The 18407-nt window shown below is 50.5% G+C and carries 19 protein-coding genes; 4 read left to right on the top strand and 15 right to left on the bottom strand.

The genetic code is table 11. The features are described from left to right. Positions 1 to 97: 97 nt before the first annotated feature. The 12 genes from EJL91_RS16000 to EJL91_RS15945 form a co-directional block, all read right to left on the bottom strand. Positions 98 to 919, bottom strand: coding sequence for a PHP domain-containing protein (locus tag EJL91_RS16000; protein ID WP_125142970.1), 822 nt, complete (start codon positions 917 to 919; stop codon positions 98 to 100). 49 nt (positions 920 to 968) lie between these two features. Continuing rightward, a complete protein-coding gene (gene phnL / locus EJL91_RS15995; RefSeq protein WP_125142969.1) occupies positions 969 to 1673 on the bottom strand; it encodes a phosphonate C-P lyase system protein PhnL in 705 nt (234 codons plus the stop codon). Further along, complete coding sequence (locus EJL91_RS15990) at positions 1667 to 2878, bottom strand: alpha-D-ribose 1-methylphosphonate 5-triphosphate diphosphatase (RefSeq protein WP_125142968.1); 1212 nt, start codon at positions 2876 to 2878, stop codon at positions 1667 to 1669. The genes phnL and EJL91_RS15990 overlap by 7 nt, the downstream gene beginning before the upstream one ends. A 44-nt stretch (positions 2879 to 2922) precedes the next feature. Continuing rightward, the gene (locus tag EJL91_RS15985; protein WP_125142967.1) at positions 2923 to 3759 is read right to left on the bottom strand and encodes an ATP-binding cassette domain-containing protein; all 837 of its coding nucleotides are present in this window, start codon (positions 3757 to 3759) and stop codon (positions 2923 to 2925) included. Then, positions 3749 to 4600, bottom strand: a complete 852-nt coding sequence (locus EJL91_RS15980; protein WP_125142966.1) for an alpha-D-ribose 1-methylphosphonate 5-phosphate C-P-lyase PhnJ — start codon at positions 4598 to 4600, stop codon at positions 3749 to 3751. Before EJL91_RS15980 ends, EJL91_RS15985 begins: the two co-directional genes overlap by 11 nt. After that, positions 4584 to 5741, bottom strand: a complete 1158-nt coding sequence (locus EJL91_RS15975) for a carbon-phosphorus lyase complex subunit PhnI (protein WP_341467019.1) — start codon at positions 5739 to 5741, stop codon at positions 4584 to 4586. Before EJL91_RS15975 ends, EJL91_RS15980 begins: the two co-directional genes overlap by 17 nt. Then, the gene (phnH, locus tag EJL91_RS15970) at positions 5731 to 6318 is read right to left on the bottom strand and encodes a phosphonate C-P lyase system protein PhnH (protein ID WP_164516866.1); all 588 of its coding nucleotides are present in this window, start codon (positions 6316 to 6318) and stop codon (positions 5731 to 5733) included. The genes EJL91_RS15975 and phnH overlap by 11 nt, the downstream gene beginning before the upstream one ends. Beyond that, positions 6296 to 6742, bottom strand: coding sequence for a phosphonate C-P lyase system protein PhnG (locus tag EJL91_RS15965; protein WP_164516865.1), 447 nt, complete (start codon positions 6740 to 6742; stop codon positions 6296 to 6298). Before EJL91_RS15965 ends, phnH begins: the two co-directional genes overlap by 23 nt. 71 nt (positions 6743 to 6813) lie before the next feature. Next, positions 6814 to 7674 carry a PhnE/PtxC family ABC transporter permease gene (locus tag EJL91_RS15960; protein WP_125142962.1) on the bottom strand — a complete coding sequence of 287 codons (861 nt, stop codon included), beginning with the start codon at positions 7672 to 7674 and terminating at the stop codon, positions 6814 to 6816. 66 nt (positions 7675 to 7740) lie between these two features. Then, entirely contained in the window at positions 7741 to 8535 is a 795-nt protein-coding gene (phnE, locus tag EJL91_RS15955) for a phosphonate ABC transporter, permease protein PhnE (RefSeq protein ID WP_125142961.1), read from the bottom strand. Beyond that, positions 8522 to 9313 carry a phosphonate ABC transporter ATP-binding protein gene (gene phnC / locus EJL91_RS15950; protein ID WP_125142960.1) on the bottom strand — a complete coding sequence of 264 codons (792 nt, stop codon included), beginning with the start codon at positions 9311 to 9313 and terminating at the stop codon, positions 8522 to 8524. The genes phnE and phnC overlap by 14 nt, the downstream gene beginning before the upstream one ends. A gap of 26 nt (positions 9314 to 9339) precedes the next feature. After that, entirely contained in the window at positions 9340 to 10344 is a 1005-nt protein-coding gene (locus EJL91_RS15945; protein ID WP_164516864.1) for a phosphate/phosphite/phosphonate ABC transporter substrate-binding protein, read from the bottom strand. 405 nt (positions 10345 to 10749) lie between these two features. On the opposite strand from EJL91_RS15945, the gene EJL91_RS15940 reads away from it, so the two are divergent. The 3 genes from EJL91_RS15940 to EJL91_RS15930 are packed head-to-tail and all read left to right on the top strand — an operon-like array spanning position 10750 to position 12878. After that, positions 10750 to 11484, top strand: a complete 735-nt coding sequence (locus EJL91_RS15940) for a DUF4825 domain-containing protein (RefSeq protein ID WP_125142958.1) — start codon at positions 10750 to 10752, stop codon at positions 11482 to 11484. A 37-nt stretch (positions 11485 to 11521) separates the two neighbouring features. Next, entirely contained in the window at positions 11522 to 12400 is an 879-nt protein-coding gene (locus EJL91_RS15935) for a hypothetical protein (protein ID WP_125142957.1), read from the top strand. 28 nt (positions 12401 to 12428) lie between these two features. Continuing rightward, positions 12429 to 12878 (top strand): hypothetical protein, encoded by a 450-nt coding sequence (locus EJL91_RS15930; protein ID WP_125142956.1) that lies wholly within the window; start codon positions 12429 to 12431, stop codon positions 12876 to 12878. A gap of 49 nt (positions 12879 to 12927) precedes the next feature. Here the strand turns inward: EJL91_RS15930 and EJL91_RS15925 are convergent, their stop codons facing one another. The 3 genes from EJL91_RS15925 to EJL91_RS15915 form a co-directional block, all read right to left on the bottom strand. Next, on the bottom strand, positions 12928 to 13845 hold the full coding sequence (locus EJL91_RS15925) for an ROK family protein (RefSeq protein WP_125142955.1): 918 nt from the start codon (positions 13843 to 13845) through the stop codon (positions 12928 to 12930). 69 nt (positions 13846 to 13914) lie between these two features. Continuing rightward, positions 13915 to 14592, bottom strand: a complete 678-nt coding sequence (locus EJL91_RS15920; RefSeq protein ID WP_125142954.1) for a fructose-6-phosphate aldolase — start codon at positions 14590 to 14592, stop codon at positions 13915 to 13917. Between the two features lie 51 nt (positions 14593 to 14643). Continuing rightward, on the bottom strand, positions 14644 to 17061 hold the full coding sequence (locus tag EJL91_RS15915; RefSeq protein ID WP_125142953.1) for a glycyl radical protein: 2418 nt from the start codon (positions 17059 to 17061) through the stop codon (positions 14644 to 14646). Positions 17062 to 17400: 339 nt separating this feature from the next. On the opposite strand from EJL91_RS15915, the gene EJL91_RS15905 reads away from it, so the two are divergent. Continuing rightward, positions 17401 to 18294: a glycyl-radical enzyme activating protein gene (locus EJL91_RS15905; protein ID WP_125142951.1), complete on the top strand. Its 894-nt coding sequence runs from the start codon at positions 17401 to 17403 to the stop codon at positions 18292 to 18294. The last annotated feature ends 113 nt before the right edge of the window (positions 18295 to 18407 follow it).

Here is an 18407-nt window from a genome sequence, read left to right as displayed (position 1 = left end):
ATAAAAGCCCGGCCAAAACAGGATTATCTGTTCTTTGCCGGGCTTCATATGCTCCAATGCAGTCTTTTATATTTTAAATTTTTATTCCGCACACAGCTCAGCGCCTGTGCAGCAGCGGATGATTTTCCTCCATCCTGAATTCCGTAAATCCCAGCGGATAAGCCGACTCGGAATACAAACCGTGGGCGTCGCTTCCCCCCGTCAGAAACAGGCCAAATGCCATCGCCGTCTCTTCTACCCGAATCTTTCTTCCGTTCGACTGGGTCGGATGGCAATACTCGATTCCTTTCAGGCCATAGCGCAGAAGCGACGGCACCAAATCCATGGAATCATACTGGTAAGGATGGGCCAGCACCGGACTTCCCCCGCACTCTGCCACCAGCCTCACGGCTTCATGTACCGGTATATATCTGCTTTTTATGACTGCAATTCCATTTTTTCCAAACAGCTTTTTATAGAGTTCCCCATAAATGGACGTCGTATATCCGCGATCGGCCAGAGCATGCATAATATGCTGTTTGTAGAGAAATTGCCCCTTCCCCACATAGGGAAGAATCTCTTCAATATTTACCGCATAGCCTGCCTGTGATACCTGCTCCGCCGCGCACAGCGCTGCTTCATGACGTTCCAGAAGGAAAGGGCGCAGCGTGTCTGTGACGGTCTTTTCATCGCTGATGTTATAGCCCAGAATATGGACCTTCCGTCCCGTCTCGGGGCTGAAAGCAGATATCTCCACTCCGTTCAGCACCCGCATCCCCTGTCTGCGCCCCTCATCACGCACTTCCTCCTGCCCTTCCATTGTGTCATGGTCTGTAACTGCCATTACGGACAGTCCTGATTTTTTTCCAAGCCCGATGAGCTGGGCTACCTCCAGAGAACCGTCGGACCAGCGGCTGTGCATATGAAGATCTGCCCTCATTCTTTTGCCCCCTTAATGATTAATTCGTAATTGCTTTCATGATAATGCATCAGTTTTTCACATCACAGTATTCTCCCTGCACCAGATCGTATCTGATATCGCTCAGAGTGTGCAGGGCATCCTGGTCATGGAAAACGCCCAGCATAGCCGTACCTTCGCTCTTCAGTTCCGTAATTAAATCCATAATTTTTCCTTTATATCCCCTGTCAAGCGAGGCGGTCGGCTCATCCAGGAGCAGAAACCTGGGCTTTGTAATAATAGCATGGAGAATATTCAGCCTCTGCTTCTCTCCCCCGCTGAAGGTGGAAGGATACATCTCCCACAGGGTTTTTCCAAGTCCCGCGTACTCAAGCAGTTCCTCTGCCCTCTCCCTTGCCTCCTTCCGGTCCGTACCGCGTTCCATGAGCGGATCCATCAGAATATCAATTGCAGGAACCCGGGGCAGGACATGGAAAAACTGGGATACATATCCCATTTCCTGATGACGTATCCCGATGATTTCCCTGTCGTCCGCCTGTGCCAGATCGATCACGCCTCCGTCCTCTTTTTCATAGAGAATTTCTCCTTCTGTAGGCAGATATGTGCGGTAAACGCATTTGAGAAGGGACGATTTACCGATTCCGCTGGGGCCTGTAATTGCCAGGAGCTGTCCCCTCTCTACTTTGAGGGAAACTCCGGAGAAACTGGGGATGACCGTGCCTCCCCTTATGTGCATTGTAAATTCTTTTTTCAGGTTTTTTATTTCTATCAACATGCCACCCCTTTTCTCATATCATAACGGAACTGGAGCGCCATCTCGCCGTCCACATAGCACCGCTCCACAGACGGATGCCCTTCTATCACGTTGACAACCAGGATATCGGCCCGTTTTCCCTCCTCGAGAGAACCGTAATCCCCATCGATTTTCACTGCTTTTGCCGGATTTAAACTCACCATTTTCACCGCGTCATGAAGTTTTGCCGAACCGTTCTTCCATAGCCTGAAAACTGCCTGGAGCATGGCCGCCGGATAATAATCAGAGCATAATATGTCCACATTACCTGCCCGGATAGCCTCCTCGGCATTCAGGTTTCCGGCGTGGCTGCCTCCCAGCATGACATTGGGCGCTCCTGCCACCACCCACAAACCGTCATCGTGGGCTTTTTTGGCCACCTCCATTGTGATAGGGAACTCTGAAATATTGACATGGTATTCATTTTCAATAAAATCAAGCTTGCCTGTGCTGTCATCGTCATGAGAAGCAAGGGGAATCCCTTTACTGGCCGCCAGCCTGGAAAGTTTCTTGAGCATTTCATGGGAAACCATCGGTTTGCACCTGCTCTCTTCCAGAAAGCTCTCAAATTCTTCATCTGTACGGATTCCTTTCCATTCCCGCACGGAGGATGCATACTGCTCCAGATCCCTGTACTGGCCCTGCCCCGGCGTATGATCCATGAATGACAGCTCCTGCACATATCCTTCTTCCAGAAGTCCTTCCAGATATTCAAACAGCTCAGGATTGTCAAGCTCATAGCGCGCGTGGAAATGGTTGTGGATCAGATGGGCCTGATGATCGAAATTTTTAAGGATTTTTACCAGCCGGTCTACATTCTCCCTGTTTCTCACCGACAGCCGCTCAAAATCGTATTTCTCCTTTACAAGGGAGAGTGAATGATAGATTGTCGTAATCCCGTGGCTGATTAGATGGCGTTCCGCCTCGTAGATGCTGGACTCAAAGTCCATCATGCTGCTCGGCCTGGGCTGGATAATCCCCTCTATATAGTCGGAATGGATGTCGATAAAACCGGGCAGTACATACCGTCCCCTGAGGTCGATATACTCTGCCGAACCCGATTTTTCCTGCTCCGCTTCCTTTTCCGGGCAGATTTTTTGTATCACCCCGTCCTGTACAATCATAGCATAGCCGCACAGCAGTTTATCCGGCAGGACGAGCATTCCGTTGTAAAAACATTTTTTCATATTATACTCCTTGTCATTAAAAAGGCCGCCTTTCCCTAATGCACTTAAAGCAGGGAGTTGACCAGTGTCTGCGTATAAACGTGCTGCGGATCCTCCATAATCTGGTCGGTCAGTCCCCGCTCTACGATGCGGCCGTCCAGCATGACAATCGTCCTGTCCGCCAGCATCCTGATCACGGCCAGGTCATGACTCACGACAATCATTGTAATGTCAAACTCCCTCTGAATCCGTTTGACCAGATCCAGAACCTTAGCCTGTACCGACAGATCAAGGCCGGTCGTCACCTCATCCAGAAACAGAATCGGCGGATGGTTTGCCACCGCTTTTGCAATCTGCACTCTCTGCTGCATGCCGCCTGAAAAGTTCCTCGGCGGCTCTTTTACCCGGTTGACGGGTACCTCCATATGCTCCAGAAGCGCATCTGTTTTTCCCATCATCTCCGCCACATTCCTGCTGCCTGCCGCTATCAGTTTCTCCGCCACATTCGCTCCGGTGGAAAAAAACATCCTGAGGCCCAGATGGGGATTCTGATACACCATACCCAGCAGGTAGTTTCTGATATACTTTTTCTGTTGTACGGAGGCCTCATAGATATCCTCCGCCCCCTCATGATAGCAGTCCAGATAATAGCTGCCCGATGTCGGCTCCTGATCCATATAAAGCGCCTTCATCAGAGTGGATTTTCCCGAGCCGGACTCCCCTACCACCCCCAGGATTTCCCCTTTGTAAACTTCGATCGAAACATCGCGCACCGCCCAGATTGTACCGCAGTGCGGACAGCGGTTCCTCTCCAGGGCGGAACTGTCTTTCTCGCAGACGGGACAGCCGGGGCCATGTTTTACCACAAGATGATTAAGCCGCAGCGCAGTCTTATTTTCCATGCTTTTTTAACCTCTTTCTCCGTTTCTGGCAGTATCCGCTGTCAGAGCACTGGTATTTTTTCTCCCCTGTCACTGAATCAAAAAATTCGTCCATAAACACGCCCGAAGCTCCGCAGAGGCAGCATGTTTTTCCCGACATATCCTCTGTCCTGAAGGGATAATCCTCAAAGCCCAGAGACTCGATCCTGGTATAAGGCGGAACCGCGTAAATTTTCTTCTCCCTCCCTGCGCCGAACAGATACAGGGCCGGGCTCATATTCAGCTTCGGGTTATCGAAACGCGGAATCGGAGACGGCTGCATGATATACCTCTCTTCCGCCATAACGGGATAGTCGGCTCCCAGCTCAATTTCCCCGACCCTCACGATATTTTCATAAAGCGCCAGCCAGACGGCCGCATAATCCATCTCACCGTGCATCTTCTTTGTCACCGATTCAAGCGGCTCTACCATACGCAGCGGTTCCGGAAGCGGTACCTGCAGGACAAGTATCTGATCATTCCTCAGCGGAACCTCCGGAATGCGGTGCCTGGTCTGAATGACCGTCGCAGCTTCGGAATCCGTCGTCGTCTCTACGCCGGTACAGGTGGTCACAAAATTACGGATTGAGATGGCGTTCACGCTGTCATCACTTCCCTGGTCAATCACTTTCAGGCGGTCTTTCGCTCCGATTATGGACAGTGTGACCTGTATGCCTCCCGTCCCCCATCCCCTTCCAATCGGAAGCTCTCTGGAACCAAACGGCACCTGGTATCCCGGTATGGCCACCGCTTTTAACAGAGCTTTTCGGATGGCCCGTTTGGAATGCTCATCCAGAAAGCCGAAATTATAGTTTTGATCCATGATGTGGTTCCTCCTGTTTTGTATGGCGCACGCGGTCCAGTTTAGACTGGAACGTGACATAATGAGGCAGTTTCAGATGCGAAATAAATCCGTTCATTTCCAGGCAATCCCCGTGGAGCAGGACAAATTCCTGATTCTGAAGGATGGTGTCACCCTCCATGTCCATCATGCGGTCGAGAATTGACATCGCAATGGCCTTTGTATCATTTCTTCCAAATACCATGCCGTAGCCCACCGCCAGGCTCAGACAATTTGTATTGCGATCCGCCTTGTCTCCCTGCCCGGACTGCATTTTTCTGAGAGGATCGCTTTCGTCCTCCCTGCTCACTTCTTCCGGGAAAAAAGATTCCACCTCGGTCACAAGTATCTCCCCTGCAACCATTTCCTCACCCTCATATACAGGGTGCTCTATCACCACCTCCAGTTCCCCGGTGCGAAGCTCCCCTACGGTTGGGTGCGAAGAACCGAAACCTCTGATTCCCGCATAAGCAAGGCCGCTTACATAGCCGGTATCCGCCCTGGTTAACGTCTGCAATATGGCTGAGCGGGGAGCCGGGAACGTCAGCGGATTTTGCGTTATGTCTACCGGTTCAGAGGTGTCTATTTTCTCCGTAATAATCCCTTCCTGTCTGAGGAATCCTGACACTCTCGGAGCTGTAATTTCTGCCGCCCGTTCCTTATAGCGGTTCCATTCTTCTTTGATTAGTCGTTCATCTTCCGGGGTTTCATGGCTCAGGGAAAAATCCAGAAGGCGGTGTGTATAGTCATAGGTAGCCCCCAGAAACTGACCGCCGGCAACGTCTTTAAACGCTGCTGAAATTCTTCTTATCAGGCGTATCTGTTCCCCCTCCAGGGGTTTGCTGTAATAATCCCGTGAAAGTGTGGAACGGTAGGCCCTGAGCAGGAAGACAGCCTCTTCCACCGAACCCTCCGACTGTTTCAGGGCCAGGGATGCATAGGAGGGGGCGTAAAAACCCGCCTCGCTCATAACACGGTGGATCAACAGTTCCATTCTGTTTTCCAGAGCTCTGAGTTCCAAACTCTTTCTGCCCTTTGTACGGCAGCGTTTTAAAAGCTCCGTTGAGCGTCTGACGGCCTTCTGGCCGCCTGTAACTGCGACATATGCCATTTTACTGCTCACCCGCCTTTCTCGTGATAATCAGGAAACTGCCGTCCCATCTCACAAACATAAGTTCAATTCCGCACGGATACTCAAAACCCGCGTTATTGCGTGCATCTATCCATCTTTGTTCTCTCCCGCCCAGAAAGACGCGGCGCCCTTTTGGCGGGATGCCCGGTCCGTGGAATGTCCGGCTGATGTCGGGGACTTCTTTCTCCCTGATTACCAGAAGCGCGCTTTTCTCCGGCTCCGTATGTGTTCCTGACTTGACTTTTGCCATTACGGCCTCCGGATCCTCATTCCCGTCCACGAAAAGATAATCGGCCTGTTCCATTTCCGATTCCATGGCTCCGGTCAGGAAGTGTATTTCATCTTTTACTTTTTTTTCAATATTACTCCAGTATGTTACCTCATTGTCCAGCAGCACGGCCGCGAGAGCCAGCCAGATTCCGTTTTTTCCGGAATCTCCGGCCGTTTCGAATTTCTCAGCATATTCCCCCGCCTCTCCCACTCTTCCCGGATTAGCCATCGCATCTAAAAGCAGGCGGAACATACCCTGCGCATCGTGTACAAAATCAAATCTGTGCTTCGTGTCCATCGCCATCCTCCATCACATGAAAATCCACTTTTGTCCCGCGGTATATGGCTGCTTCCGCCTCGCGTTTTTTCTGCTGTTTTCTGCCGAGACGCCGCATTTTCCCTTCCAGTTCCCCGGCCTCTTTCATTTTTCCCGTATGCACCGCATCCAGGACGGCGGCGCTTTTCACCTTTTCAAAGTCATCGCCGGCCATAACCGCCGCTCCCTGGACACCGTCCACTTCCACCACACAGTGGCAGGCCAGCATCTCTCCAATGTAGAAAACGCTCTGTTTTACGGGTTCCTTCACCCGCAGCATCACCATCGTCCTGGCCGGTTCTTTCAGCAGGGTAATCCTGTGGTTCTTTTCCGCTTCCTTTGCCATCCCTATGACTTCTTTTCTGGATGCCCGCAGAAGAATACGGCTGAATTCTTTTTTATCCATGTTCCATCCACTCTTTCTTAATTGATTTTCAGATCCCATCTTCTTCCGGAACCCGTAGTAGTTCCTTCCTGTCAGAGTTTTATTTTCTGTTTTATTGCGGTGCTCAGCGCCTCCACCATATAGGCAAACAGGAATATCAGCAGCACGGCCAGTCCGGCCCTGCCGAGTTTGTAACCGTTCATAGCCGCCATGATGGTATACCCGACTCCTCCCGCTCCCACCATCCCAAGGATGGACGCCTCCGAGAAATTGATTTCAAACCGCAGCGCGGTCCAGGCAATCAGGGCTGTAAACGAAGACGGAAGAACTGCTCCGAAAAACACTTGAATCCGGTTTGCACCGGTTGCCCTGAGCGCCTCTATCGTTTCCTCGGGAACCTCCTCAAATGCCTGTGCAAATACTTTTCCGAAAAAAGCCACCACATGAAAGCTCAGACCCACAATTCCCGCCGCCGGGCCAAATCCCAGACATGCCAGGACAAGCAGCACCCACACCACCGTGGGAACCGAGCGGAGAAGTGCAAAAAAGCTCTGAAGAATAACGGATAGCGGTTTCCACGGTGTAATATTTCTCGCCCCCAGCGCACCTGCGGCCAGGCCCGCCGCCATTCCGTAGATTGTAGCCAGGATCGTCACCGTAATTGTTTCCATCAGGGTCGTGAGCGTGATGGAAAAACGTTCCGTAGAAAAGTGCAGCATCTGATATACCACATCCGCAAATTTGGGAATACGTGACGCTACCTTTACCCAGTCCATATTCAGCAGGGCAAAGGATGCAATTGTAAGAATGGCGGCCGCCGCCAGGAATATGTATAGTGGAAGATCTCGTTTCCAGTCTGCCACCGCTATTTTTTCCGGCGCCGGACGCCGTCTTCCGGTTCTCCAGACCGGCATCTGTACGCCTGCTGTAATTTCTGTACCATTTGGCTGCATAGCTGCTCCTCCTTTATCTGTCTTTATAAAATATTCTGTTTCTGTTAATATGCCGTACCGGCCGAATTAACGCAGTGTGATTTTCCTCAGATAATCCGTGAGGAGGTTCACCGCGATAATAATCAGGGCAATCGCTATAATAACGGCGGATGCCGCATGGTAATTATACTGTTTGATGTATCCGGTCATCAGAAGGCCGATTCCGCCGGCGCCCACCATGCCGAGGATGGTGGATGCCCTGATATTCGTCTCTATGCAGTACAGAAACCAGGCAATAAAGCCCGGGAGGGAGGCAGGCAGGATACTCTGCGTTATAACCGGCAGGATTCCCGCTCCCGTAGAACGGAGCGCCTCCATATTTTCCCCTGCCGCCTCGTCGATTGTCTCTATAAATGAGCGGATCAGAAAACCGGTTGTTGCGATAATAAGAGCCAGCACGCCCACGGCCGTCCCTATCCCGAATGCCGCCACCAGGATAAAAGCCCACACAAGGGCGGGTATATTTCTCAGCACCGAAGCAAACGCCCTGACCAGAAAGTTTACCGGCTTTACAGGGCATATGACGGGTGTCCCGAGCAGAGACAAAAAGAATGCAATGACCGCGGATACCCCGGTTGCCCCGGCCGCCATATAAAATGTCTGGAGAATGGCCTCCAGGAGCTGATCCCACCGGCTGAACTTCGGCGGCAGGAAGTCCACAAAAATGAACCTCCAGAATTCTCCCTGGGACACAATTACCTCCATTGGATTAAACTTTGTATACCAGGTTGAAAACAGGAATAAAAGAACTGTCACCGCAAAGAATGTCCAGGCTGTTCTCTTGCTCTCCCGCGGTACGGCATCTATCTTATCTCCCGCCATGGCCTTCACCTCCCAGCATCAGTTGATCGATCGGTTTACCGTATATCTTTTCAATGACCGAATCCTGCAGTTCCCAGGACGGACCGTCGTAAACAATCCCTCCCCCGTGCATTCCGATAATCCTATCGCAGAATTTTTTAGCCACATCCACCTGATGGAGGTTCACCAGACAGGCGATATTTCTCTCCCTGCACAGTGAGCGGATCATTTCCATGACCACCAGGGCGCTGGCCGGATCAAGGGAAGCTATCGGCTCATCGCAGAGTAAGATGGATGGTTCCTGCATCAGCGCCCTTACGATACCCACTCTCTGTTTCTGGCCTCCTGAAAGCTCGCCCGCCCTGTGGTAAATCATAGTTTCAAGGCCTGTTTTCCGGAGGAGCTCCAGGGCGTGACGTTTATCTTCCTCCGTATAGCGTCCCAGGATGCCGTCTACCGTACTCATATAGCCCAGGCGTCCGTGCATCACATTCTGCATTACGGTGAGACGTCCCACCAAATTGTAATGCTGGAAGATCATCCCGACCCTGCGGCGGATGTTTTTCACCTGTTTCTGGGATGCTCCGGTAATCTCATCGCCCTCAATAAAAACTGCGCCGTCACTGGCCTCAATCAGGCGGTTAATACACCTTAAAAGAGTTGATTTACCCGCTCCGGAGGGTCCGATAACTCCTGCAATCTCACCCTTTTTCAGGGCGAACCCCGCATTTTTCAGCGAAGGGGCGGAGTTGCCCGGATATGTCTTAGTTAACCGTTCTACCTGTAATACCGCTTCCATGATCCCTCTCCTTTTACTGCCCGTAATTATTCTTCCGGGATTACTTTCGCCATCAGGTCTCTCACATAGTCGTAATCGCTGTCGTACGCTTCCACAAAGGAGGCGTTCTTTTCCGGGTCAAAGCCGAGCATATATTGAAAATAATCCGGGTTTTTATAATTCAGCATAAATTCCTTTACCGCCTGCTTTAAATCTTCAGGCAGATCTCCCCGGATACCCATCGGTGAGGACGGAATATGGGGCGACTCGTGGATGACGCGGAACTGGTCTTCAGACACACGGCCGCTGGCAAGCTCACTGGAGAGAATATCCGATGCAATCGGAGCCGCGTCAACATCCCCGTTAATCACCGACTGAAGCCCATTCTGGTGTTTGCCGGAAAAAATGACGGAAGAGAAGAATTTCCCGTTCGTGTGGAAATCTTCATTTGAAGTTCCCTCAAATGTGTTCATAAGCTCCAGTGTCGGAACATAGTTTCCCGAAGTCGAGGATGGATCCACAAAGGCAAATGTTCTGCCTTCCAGATCTTCCAATGACTGGATATCGCTGTCGGTTTTCACAATAATCTTAGACGTATAGCCAGCCTGGGATTTGTCTCCGCCGGGTGCCGGGGTTACAAGCGCTTCCGCTCCGGATCTCTCCGATGCCTGCACATAAGAAACCGGCCCGAAATACACGATATCGGCTTTGCCTGTCCTCATCGCCTCCACGGCTGCATTGTAATCCGCCGCATTAACCTCCGTCACTTTGACTCCGAGCGCCTCCGACATATCGCCTTCTATCATATTTCTGTACTCTGCATATTCCTCACTTGCCTCATTGGGAAGATAGCAGATGACAAGTTCCTTTACCGTATCTCTGTAAGAAGCCGCCGCTTCACCTGCCGCTTCCTGTACAGACTCCGTCTCTGCCTGCTGTACAGGTTCCGTCCCCTGTGTTCCTGCTTCTCCCGAAGTCTGTGTGCCGCATCCTATCATGGATACAACTGCCATACATGCCATTCCAAGCGCTGCCAATCGTCTGATAACCATACTTTTTCTCTCCTTTTTCATCTCAAATTTTTTTATCCATCCCTTTGATTTTTCTGATTACGAGTTTCATTGTATCAATCTTATGTAAAATACAACTGCCGGGTGCAGTGAAACCTTTGTAAACTCCTGTAAAACATTTGTGGTTCCGCAAAACACAAAAATTCACCGATAAAAGAACCGGCAGGCAGACAGGCAGAGGATTTTCAGCTTCACCAGAAAACTGCGGCAGGAAAAAAAGATTTTACAACTAGAAATCCGCATGAAATTAATGTAAAACAGAAAAAGAAATGTAAGAATTCTTAGGATGGCTGTAATAGGATCATGGCTTCAAATAGTTTAAAATAACAATATGAGTCTACCGGTATCCGCTGCGGCGGAACTGCCGGGTGAAAGGGGAGTTATGATATGAAGCTGAAACAAGCTGCCGTTCTGTCCATACTATCTGTATTTGTGTCCCTGTCCCTCTCAGCCTGCTCTGGAAAGGGAAATGAGTATTTTAATGCCGTGGTCACGAAAGTCACGGAGGACGGATACACTGTGGAACCGTTTAAGGGGGAAGAAATTCTAAAAAAGGCGTCCGTCATCGCGCTCTCGGATACCGTCCTCTCCACCAATGAGGTTCCCGTTCTGAAACCGGGTGACACCGCCCGCATCGTATGGAACGGGAAGGTGGAAAAGGGGGAGCCTGCCTCACTGGGGACCGTCTTTGCGATCTACAGCCTGCCCCCTCTGTACAGCAAAGAACTTTACCAGGCAAAGAATAAGTACATCGGTGACGCCTCAGCGGACGGCCGTCTGTTCGGCCTGCTGTCCGACTGTTTCAACATAAAGGAAGAAAGAACCACTGAACTTCAAACCTCGGAGGAACCTTACACCTACATGATCCATTTTAAAAACAAACCTGATACCAGGCGCATGTACCAGGCCGCAGGCTGCCTCCTGGCTCTGATTGAGAACTGCGGGGAAGTCCGCTGGGATTATCCGTCCGACGGCGGCGGAGTTAAAGAGAGCGAAAGCCTCACCGCTGAAAGCGCTGAAGAACTTCTGGGCATTGAACATATTGCGGAATACGGTGAAAGCGAGGAGTCCCTTTCGCAGCTTCTTGATACGCTATGCCGTCTGACCGGGATAAACCGCTGACCTGATGACTTTTGACAGAGAAAGGAAACGTGATTTTATGGCATTTTTCACCAGTTTTGCCCGCAGGAAAGCGGTAAGAAAATTAGCCGCCCTGCCCCTCAGTCTCCTGCTGTGCCTTGCCTTTACGCTCACCGCCCTGGCCCACGACGCCGAATATGGAATGTGGCACGGAGAACAGAATGCGCTTATCATCGGTACAATTGAAGAGATAGACGGAACCCTGTGCCGGGTGACGGTAAACCACGCTTTTACCTGCGGTCCGGAAGGCGCTGAGAAAAGTGTTATAGACCGAATGCTGCCGGTTGATGAAATTCCGGCCTCATTGACCGCCGATCTGACCGGCTATGACGGACAGATTTTCTCCTACCTGATTTCCTACCATGGCAAAACCCGGCCGGAAAAAGGCGACTTCGTCCTTCTGTCCCTGGACAAAAAGGGCGATATCTGGGATGCCGTCTGGGGCCCCTATGAGGTGAGCGGAACCGATCCGGAAACACTGGAGCTTCTGCCTGAAAAAGACAAGGGCGGCACGGCGGCCGCCTGGGAAGTTTTTATCCATTCCGGCGGATCCATAAACGACTTTAACTCCATCGGCAGTGATATGATCGTCGCGCACATACGCCAGGAGGATGGAACCACCGTGAAAAAAACCGTCTGGGAAAAGGCGGCTGATACTTCTGATGCAGAGGCTGCCGGAACACCGGAAAGCCAGGCCGTCTCAGTAACTGACGGAGTGGGAAAAACGATGGCCGCTGCAGACGACGGCCGTGCGGAAGAACCGGATAACCGGACAAGAGAAACCGGAGAAGGAAGTTACCGCTCCCATTTCTGGCCGCTTATCGCCGTTTTTGCCATAATCTTCCTTATCAGTACCATCCTGGGGATCCGGCTTAGAAAACGTTTCAGGAAAAAATAAAACGATACATACAGAATGGAGATATGCTATGCCCCGATGTCAGGAATGTTATTCCGAAAACAGCAGGATTACTCCGCTTTTGAAACCGCGCGGCTGTCTGCAAAACCATACGCAGTACATTTGTGGGACCTGCGGCCGCTGCATCTGTATTGAACATGATCCGGTCCGGAATTTACAGAGGTGGAATTTCCCGTTTAAGTCCGCCGAAATCGCAGCGCTTTACCTTCGCACCGCAGATTACACGTCAAAAAAGCCCTGCGGTATCTATGAGCTTAAAAGCGGAACCGGCAGGGCCTCCTATAAGATTTTTGAGGACGCGGAAAGTCTGCGTCTTTACCTTCAAAAGAACAGAGACAAGACGTGCAAACGGATGGTACCTGTTTATACGGCGGAACCGTATCGGGAATACCCACACACCAGGATCCGGAAACTGACTGCCGGCGAAGTTGAGCACTATATGGCGGAACGAAAAGAATAGCATAAATATACGGAAAGCCCCAGGCTGTTTTGCAGCTGGGGCTTTCCTATTACTTCCTATTTCTTTCTATTGATTCCTGTTCCTCTTTCATAAAACAGACAAGAGCGCCCAGCAGATTTGACGCATTCAGATACTGGCAGGTCACTACTTCCGCTCTTCTGACAATATAGGTAAACCCACTGTATATCTCGTCCAGGTTCTTTTCAATATACTTCATCAGCAGAGGCTGGCCGCTGATGCCGCCTCCAATAGCGAACCGCTCCGGATCCAGGATGTTCTGGAGATTAAATATCTGGACAGCAATCTCTTTTGTATAGTCATCCAGACATTGCAGCGTCTCCTCGTCCCCATCTCCGGCAAGTTGAAAAACTCTTTTTCCATCCATCTCGCTGTATGGAATCTTCTTTTTCTCCGCCACTCGCTTTGCCAGGGACACGCCTCCGCAGCGGTTGCCCCAGATATTCCCGGCATCGGGCCGCTCCGTCCCTGCCGTACAGACAAAGGATACCTCTCCCGCCGAAAAGTGGCTTCCCTTATAGAGTTTTCCGCCTGCGATAATCCCTCCGCCTATCATTGTGCCAAGCACCAGCACCACGCCGTTTTCCACATCGGACAGACTGCCCAGCTCCGCCTCGGCCATAGCGGCGCACTTTCCGTCATTCTCAATATGGATTCTGGTCGGACAGCGCTTTAAAAGCGCCTCCTTCATGGCAAAACCTTCATTATACCGCAGCGCTCCCCCGGTATAAAAATAACCTTTTTCACTGTCTATAATTCCCGGAGCCGCCAGCGCCATGCCGCCTATCTCCCCGGCAAACTTATCGTAAAGTCCTCCGATGGCCTCGATCAGAACCTCCCGCCCCTCCTTCGGTGTGGGAAGCTGATCGGTCATCATCACATTGTACGCCTCATCCATCAGCGCATATTTTATAAAAGATCCCCCAATGTCTATCACAAGATATTTCATCCTGTCTCCCCTTTTATTACACTTCAGTCCCATGTTTAAAAACGCATCACTTCGGACGGCGGCACATTTTTACAGCTGTGTCAGATCCCGGTTCCCAAACACACTCTCCCAGTCATTATGGAAATCATCCACGGCCTTTCCGATAGCCGCCATTCCCATCGCCTCATGCAGAAGCTCCGGAGGCAGCGTCGCCGTCTGGGCGCCGGCCGCGAAAGCCGCGTTTACCTGTGCAATATTTTTAAAACTGGCCGCCAGTATTTTCGTCTTATAGCCGTAATTTCTAATCTGTTCTGCCAGAGACGCGATGGTATCAAAGGAGTCGATATCCAGATTTTCCATGCGGTTATAGTATGGCGCTATGAAATCGGCCCCTGCCTCCAGCGCGAGATAACCCTGGATTTTCGAGTACACGGCCGTAGCGGTGACTCCGGCCTTTTCATTTTTAAGAGCCCTCATCACCTTCAATCCCGTCTCATTCGTGGGAACTTTGATGAATACCCGGTCATCCACCCGGTTCAGTACGGCGTCGGCCTCCCTCATCATCGTCGCCTCATCCGGCGCCGTAAGCTGGATATGCAGGGAGCGTTCCATGCCGATCAGTGACCTGATTTCCCTGAAATGGCTGTAAAAGTCGATTTTACCCTCCTTTTTAATGATGGAAGGATTGCTGGTAACGCCCGTGATCGGATAGATGGCGCTGTATTTTCTGATGTCCTCTATGTTGGCTGTGTCAAATAAAAATTCCATAATTTTTGTATCCTCCGCTTTAATTGTGCTTTTGCCCGCTGCATCCGTTCCTTACAGACTTTGCTCCGTCCTCTCTATAATATCATCCTGCGTCTGACGTGACAATGCATTAAAGAATGCCGAATACCCGGCAACGCGGACGATCAGGTCGCGGTACTCTTCCGGATTTTTCTGCGCCGCTTTAAGTGTCTCCCTTGATACAACATTGTACTGGACGTGATAGCCGTGGAGGCGGTTGAAAAATGTCCGCAGCAGCATCGTGAGCTTCATCCTGTCTTCCGGTTTTGAGAGGAGCTGCGGCGTCACCTTCTGGTTTAACAGAACTCCTCCGGTAATCTCTTTTGTGGGCAGTTTGGCAACGGTCTTAAAGACGGCCGTCGGTCCTTTCCGGTCCATCCCATGGCTCGGGGAACAGCCTTCCGCCAGCGGTTCCCTGGCCTTCCTTCCGTCCGGTGTGGCTAACGTCCCCATACCCTGGCCCACGTTGGCCGATATGGAGGAGGTTCCCGCATAGTAGACACCGCCCACAGGGCCTCTGCCGTAGCGGGTGTTGTGGTATTTTTTAATTTCGTCAATATAGACGTCATAGGCGCTGCGGATCAGGGAATCCACATAATCCTCGTCATTGCCGTACTTCGGGGCCGCCAGGAGCTGGTTTCTGATCCAGTTTCCCTTCTCCCCCTCAAAGTTGTTCATCAGGGCGTCCCACAGTTCCCCGGCCGTAAAACATTTATCTTCAAACACACATTTCTTAACAGCGGCAAGGGAGTCCGCCATATTAGCAATCCCCACCTGAAGGCCGCTGATAAAGTCATAAACGGCGCCGCCTTCCTTCAGGGTCTTTCCTCTGCCGATGCAGTCTTCCACCAGGGAAGAGCAGAGCACGTCGGGTACGGTTTCTTCCAGAACCATATCACAGCAGGTTTCGATAATGACACTGTGTTTTGTGAAGATCCTGATAATCTTATCCCAGGCCCGCTCCACGTCCCCGTAACATGTCATATCCCTGAAATGGCCTGCCCCCTCGCACAGCTTCACTCCCGACTCCGGATCTACTCCGTCGTTCAGTGCAATCAGAAGTGATTTGGGGAAATTAAGGAAACTCATTCCCGTACAGCGGTATCCCCATTTTCCCGGAACCGCCGTCTCAACACAGCCGATGGCGCTGTAATTATAAGCGTCCTCCTCCTTTACCCCCTTTTCAATAAATGATGGAATAATAATCTCATCGTTGTTAAAGGCGGGCATTCCAAAACCCAGGCGCACCACTTCAATGCATTCTCCCATGAATTCCTCACTCAGGCCGGCATGGTAGCGCACGGTCAGGTTCGGCTGGGGCAGCCTCGTCTGGGCTACACTCCGAAGAATCAGATAAGTCATCGGATTGACCGCGTCTTTTTTATCGGCTGTCTGCCCTCCGACCGTCACATTCTGGTAGAGCGGGCTTCCTGCGCTGAACTGGGTGTGGGACCAGCTTCTGATCTTATTGATTGTAAATGTTTTAAGCCATAGATTTGTCATCAGCTCGCAGGCTGATTCTTCCGTCACCCTGCCGCTTTCAAGATCCCTCTGGTAAAATGGGTTCAGGTACTGATCCATTCTTCCGTAGGAAAGGGAATGGCCGTTGGACTCAATCTGGAGCACCAGATGGACGAGCCACATGGACTGAATTGCCTCGGCAAATGTATCCGCCGGTTCATAGGGCACTTTGGAGAGGATACGCGCCATCTCCCTAAGCTCTCCGGCTCTCCTTTGCTCTCCTTCGTTCTCCAGCGCCCCGGCCTGTGAGAGGGCGAGCTTCGCATAGCGTGCGGCAAAATTCCTGACGGCGTCTATGACAATTAAAATGGCCTGATAAAAATAGAACTTCTTCAGATTCTCCATCTCGGTCAGCTCAAGACTCTTCATCGCCTCCCGGGTTCGTTTTTCATAATCTTTCAAACCAAGTTTCAGCACCTTCTCATACTCCACTGCAAGATGGGCGTCACCCGAAGTGATATTTCCTTCCGCCTTGATAATTCCAAGGTCGTAGAAGATCCGGCTCTGCTCCGGCATTGCCGCAAGGCCCTTATCCTTTGTCGTGTTATGTTCCCAGTATGGAGCCAGTTCCCTAAGCTCTTTCTTTGTCTTCTCCGTGATGTAAAAGACATCCCCGTCCCTCTTCTCAAATTGATCCAGTTCATCAATCACCCAGTCCATCGCATATTCGGGAAAGATGGGGGCGGAACGGTTCGCGGATGCCTGGTTCCCTGCAATCAGCGTCTGCGGTTCGATAAAAACCGTCATATGCTCCAGAATGTTCTGCAGCATATAAGCCCTCTTCAGGACAACCGGTTTATCCGCATGCCGCCGGTAACTCTCCGTCGTCAGAACTGCACGTTCCGCGCAAACATAGGGCCTTGCGTCGAGAAGTTCCTCTCTGAAATCATACATACGCTTTGTCAGCTTTCCAAAATGATTGTTTTCCATGGTCATATCCTCCTCAAAACCGCACTATGTAAATTTAACATCTCTTTTTAAATTATTTTTTTCTGCTGTTTTTTCTTCATATGAAAGAAGCCGTTTCACTGCGCTCGCTTTCATTCAGGCACTTTGCCTATAAAAACAGCCTTACTCAATCCTGCATGGACATTTTGCCGATTTTTTTTCTTTTTTATGATTTCAGTTTACGCTTTTCATTTCGTTTTGTCAATATTATATTTTCATTTGAAACTTATTTACTTTTGAATTTGGTTGTGCTATAGTATGCAATAGTTGTTTTTCTTCAATACGTACATTAGCTGTTAAGAGTAGCAGGAGCTTACTAATATGAAGGCGAATATCTTTAATATCCAGAAATTCAGTATCCATGACGGTCCGGGAATCAGGACGGTCGTTTTTTTCAAAGGATGTCCCTTAAGATGTCCCTGGTGTTCGAACCCTGAGTCGCAGCAGCGCCCCACTCAGATACTCTGGGACAAAAAGAAATGTCTGTACGGCCATCTGTGCGAGATCAAGTGCCCCGCAGGCTGTATGAGCTTTAAAAACAACAATCTGGTATTTGACCCGGAGCACTGTACCGGGTGTAAAAGCTGCATTACCCAATGTCCCGGAAGGGCATTGACTTTCGTCGGCAATATGATGGAAGTGGATGAGGTGATGAAAGAAGTAGTAAAAGACATGGATTTTTACCAGGAATCCGGCGGCGGCGTCACACTCTCAGGCGGAGAGGTTCTGATGCAGTCTGCTTTTGCTGCCGAACTTCTAAAGAAATGCAGGGAACAGAAGATCCACACCGCCCTGGAAACCACGGCGTTCGCAACACCCCTTGTCTTCTCAAAGGTGATTGCGGGGACGGATTTGCTTCTGCTGGATATCAAGCACCACAGTGACAGGGAACATATCAAATACACCGGCGTCTCCAACCAGTCCATCCTGGAAAACCTGGATTTTGCCATCGCGATGAAAGTTCCGGTTATTGCCCGTATCCCGGTCATCCCGCATATCAACGACAGCCTGCATGATGCGAGGGAATTTGTAAAACTTCTCAAGGCCCACAGGGTAGATACGGTAAATCTGCTTCCATTCCACCAGTTTGGCGAGAAAAAGTACGAGGATCTTCAGGTCCCGTATGAACTGAAAGACGTAAAAGCCCTGCACCCGGAGGATTTAACGGAGTATTTCAACGTATTTAAAGATGCCGGGCTGAATGTTTCCATGTAACTGGCAGTTCATAAAAGAGTAAACGCCTTATCCCTTCATTGGATAAGACGCTTACTCTTTTTTATCGTATTATTTAATTATTATATTATCTGCTTATTATATTATCCATTTAT

The organism is Clostridium transplantifaecale (assembly GCF_900626075.1).
Lineage (GTDB): Bacteria > Bacillota > Clostridia > Lachnospirales > Lachnospiraceae > Otoolea > Otoolea transplantifaecalis.
Note: the sequence above shows the minus strand (reverse complement) of the source record. Positions and strands in the feature narration are given on the sequence as shown.

Bases quoted from the DNA above. Each gene is read 5' to 3' on its own strand.
- phnE (WP_125142961.1), bottom strand. From the start codon at position 8,535: ATGGCGGGAGATAAGATAGATGCCGTACCGCGGGAGAGCAAGAGAACA.
- EJL91_RS15940 (WP_125142958.1), top strand. From the start codon at position 10,750: ATGAAGCTGAAACAAGCTGCCGTTCTGTCCATACTATCTGTATTTGTG.
- EJL91_RS15925 (WP_125142955.1), bottom strand. From the start codon at position 13,845: ATGAAATATCTTGTGATAGACATTGGGGGATCTTTTATAAAATATGCG.
- EJL91_RS15980 (WP_125142966.1), bottom strand. From the start codon at position 4,600: ATGGATCAAAACTATAATTTCGGCTTTCTGGATGAGCATTCCAAACGG.
- EJL91_RS15905 (WP_125142951.1), top strand. From the start codon at position 17,401: ATGAAGGCGAATATCTTTAATATCCAGAAATTCAGTATCCATGACGGT.
- EJL91_RS15960 (WP_125142962.1), bottom strand. From the start codon at position 7,674: ATGCAGCCAAATGGTACAGAAATTACAGCAGGCGTACAGATGCCGGTC.
- EJL91_RS15920 (WP_125142954.1), bottom strand. From the start codon at position 14,592: ATGGAATTTTTATTTGACACAGCCAACATAGAGGACATCAGAAAATAC.
- phnC (WP_125142960.1), bottom strand. From the start codon at position 9,313: ATGGAAGCGGTATTACAGGTAGAACGGTTAACTAAGACATATCCGGGC.
- phnH (WP_164516866.1), bottom strand. From the start codon at position 6,318: ATGGACACGAAGCACAGATTTGATTTTGTACACGATGCGCAGGGTATG.
- EJL91_RS15985 (WP_125142967.1), bottom strand. From the start codon at position 3,759: ATGGAAAATAAGACTGCGCTGCGGCTTAATCATCTTGTGGTAAAACAT.
- EJL91_RS15945 (WP_164516864.1), bottom strand. From the start codon at position 10,344: ATGGTTATCAGACGATTGGCAGCGCTTGGAATGGCATGTATGGCAGTT.
- EJL91_RS15930 (WP_125142956.1), top strand. From the start codon at position 12,429: ATGCCCCGATGTCAGGAATGTTATTCCGAAAACAGCAGGATTACTCCG.
- EJL91_RS15935 (WP_125142957.1), top strand. From the start codon at position 11,522: ATGGCATTTTTCACCAGTTTTGCCCGCAGGAAAGCGGTAAGAAAATTA.
- EJL91_RS15915 (WP_125142953.1), bottom strand. From the start codon at position 17,061: ATGGAAAACAATCATTTTGGAAAGCTGACAAAGCGTATGTATGATTTC.
- EJL91_RS15965 (WP_164516865.1), bottom strand. From the start codon at position 6,742: ATGGATAAAAAAGAATTCAGCCGTATTCTTCTGCGGGCATCCAGAAAA.
- EJL91_RS16000 (WP_125142970.1), bottom strand. From the start codon at position 919: ATGAGGGCAGATCTTCATATGCACAGCCGCTGGTCCGACGGTTCTCTG.
- EJL91_RS15990 (WP_125142968.1), bottom strand. From the start codon at position 2,878: ATGAAAAAATGTTTTTACAACGGAATGCTCGTCCTGCCGGATAAACTG.
- phnL (WP_125142969.1), bottom strand. From the start codon at position 1,673: ATGTTGATAGAAATAAAAAACCTGAAAAAAGAATTTACAATGCACATA.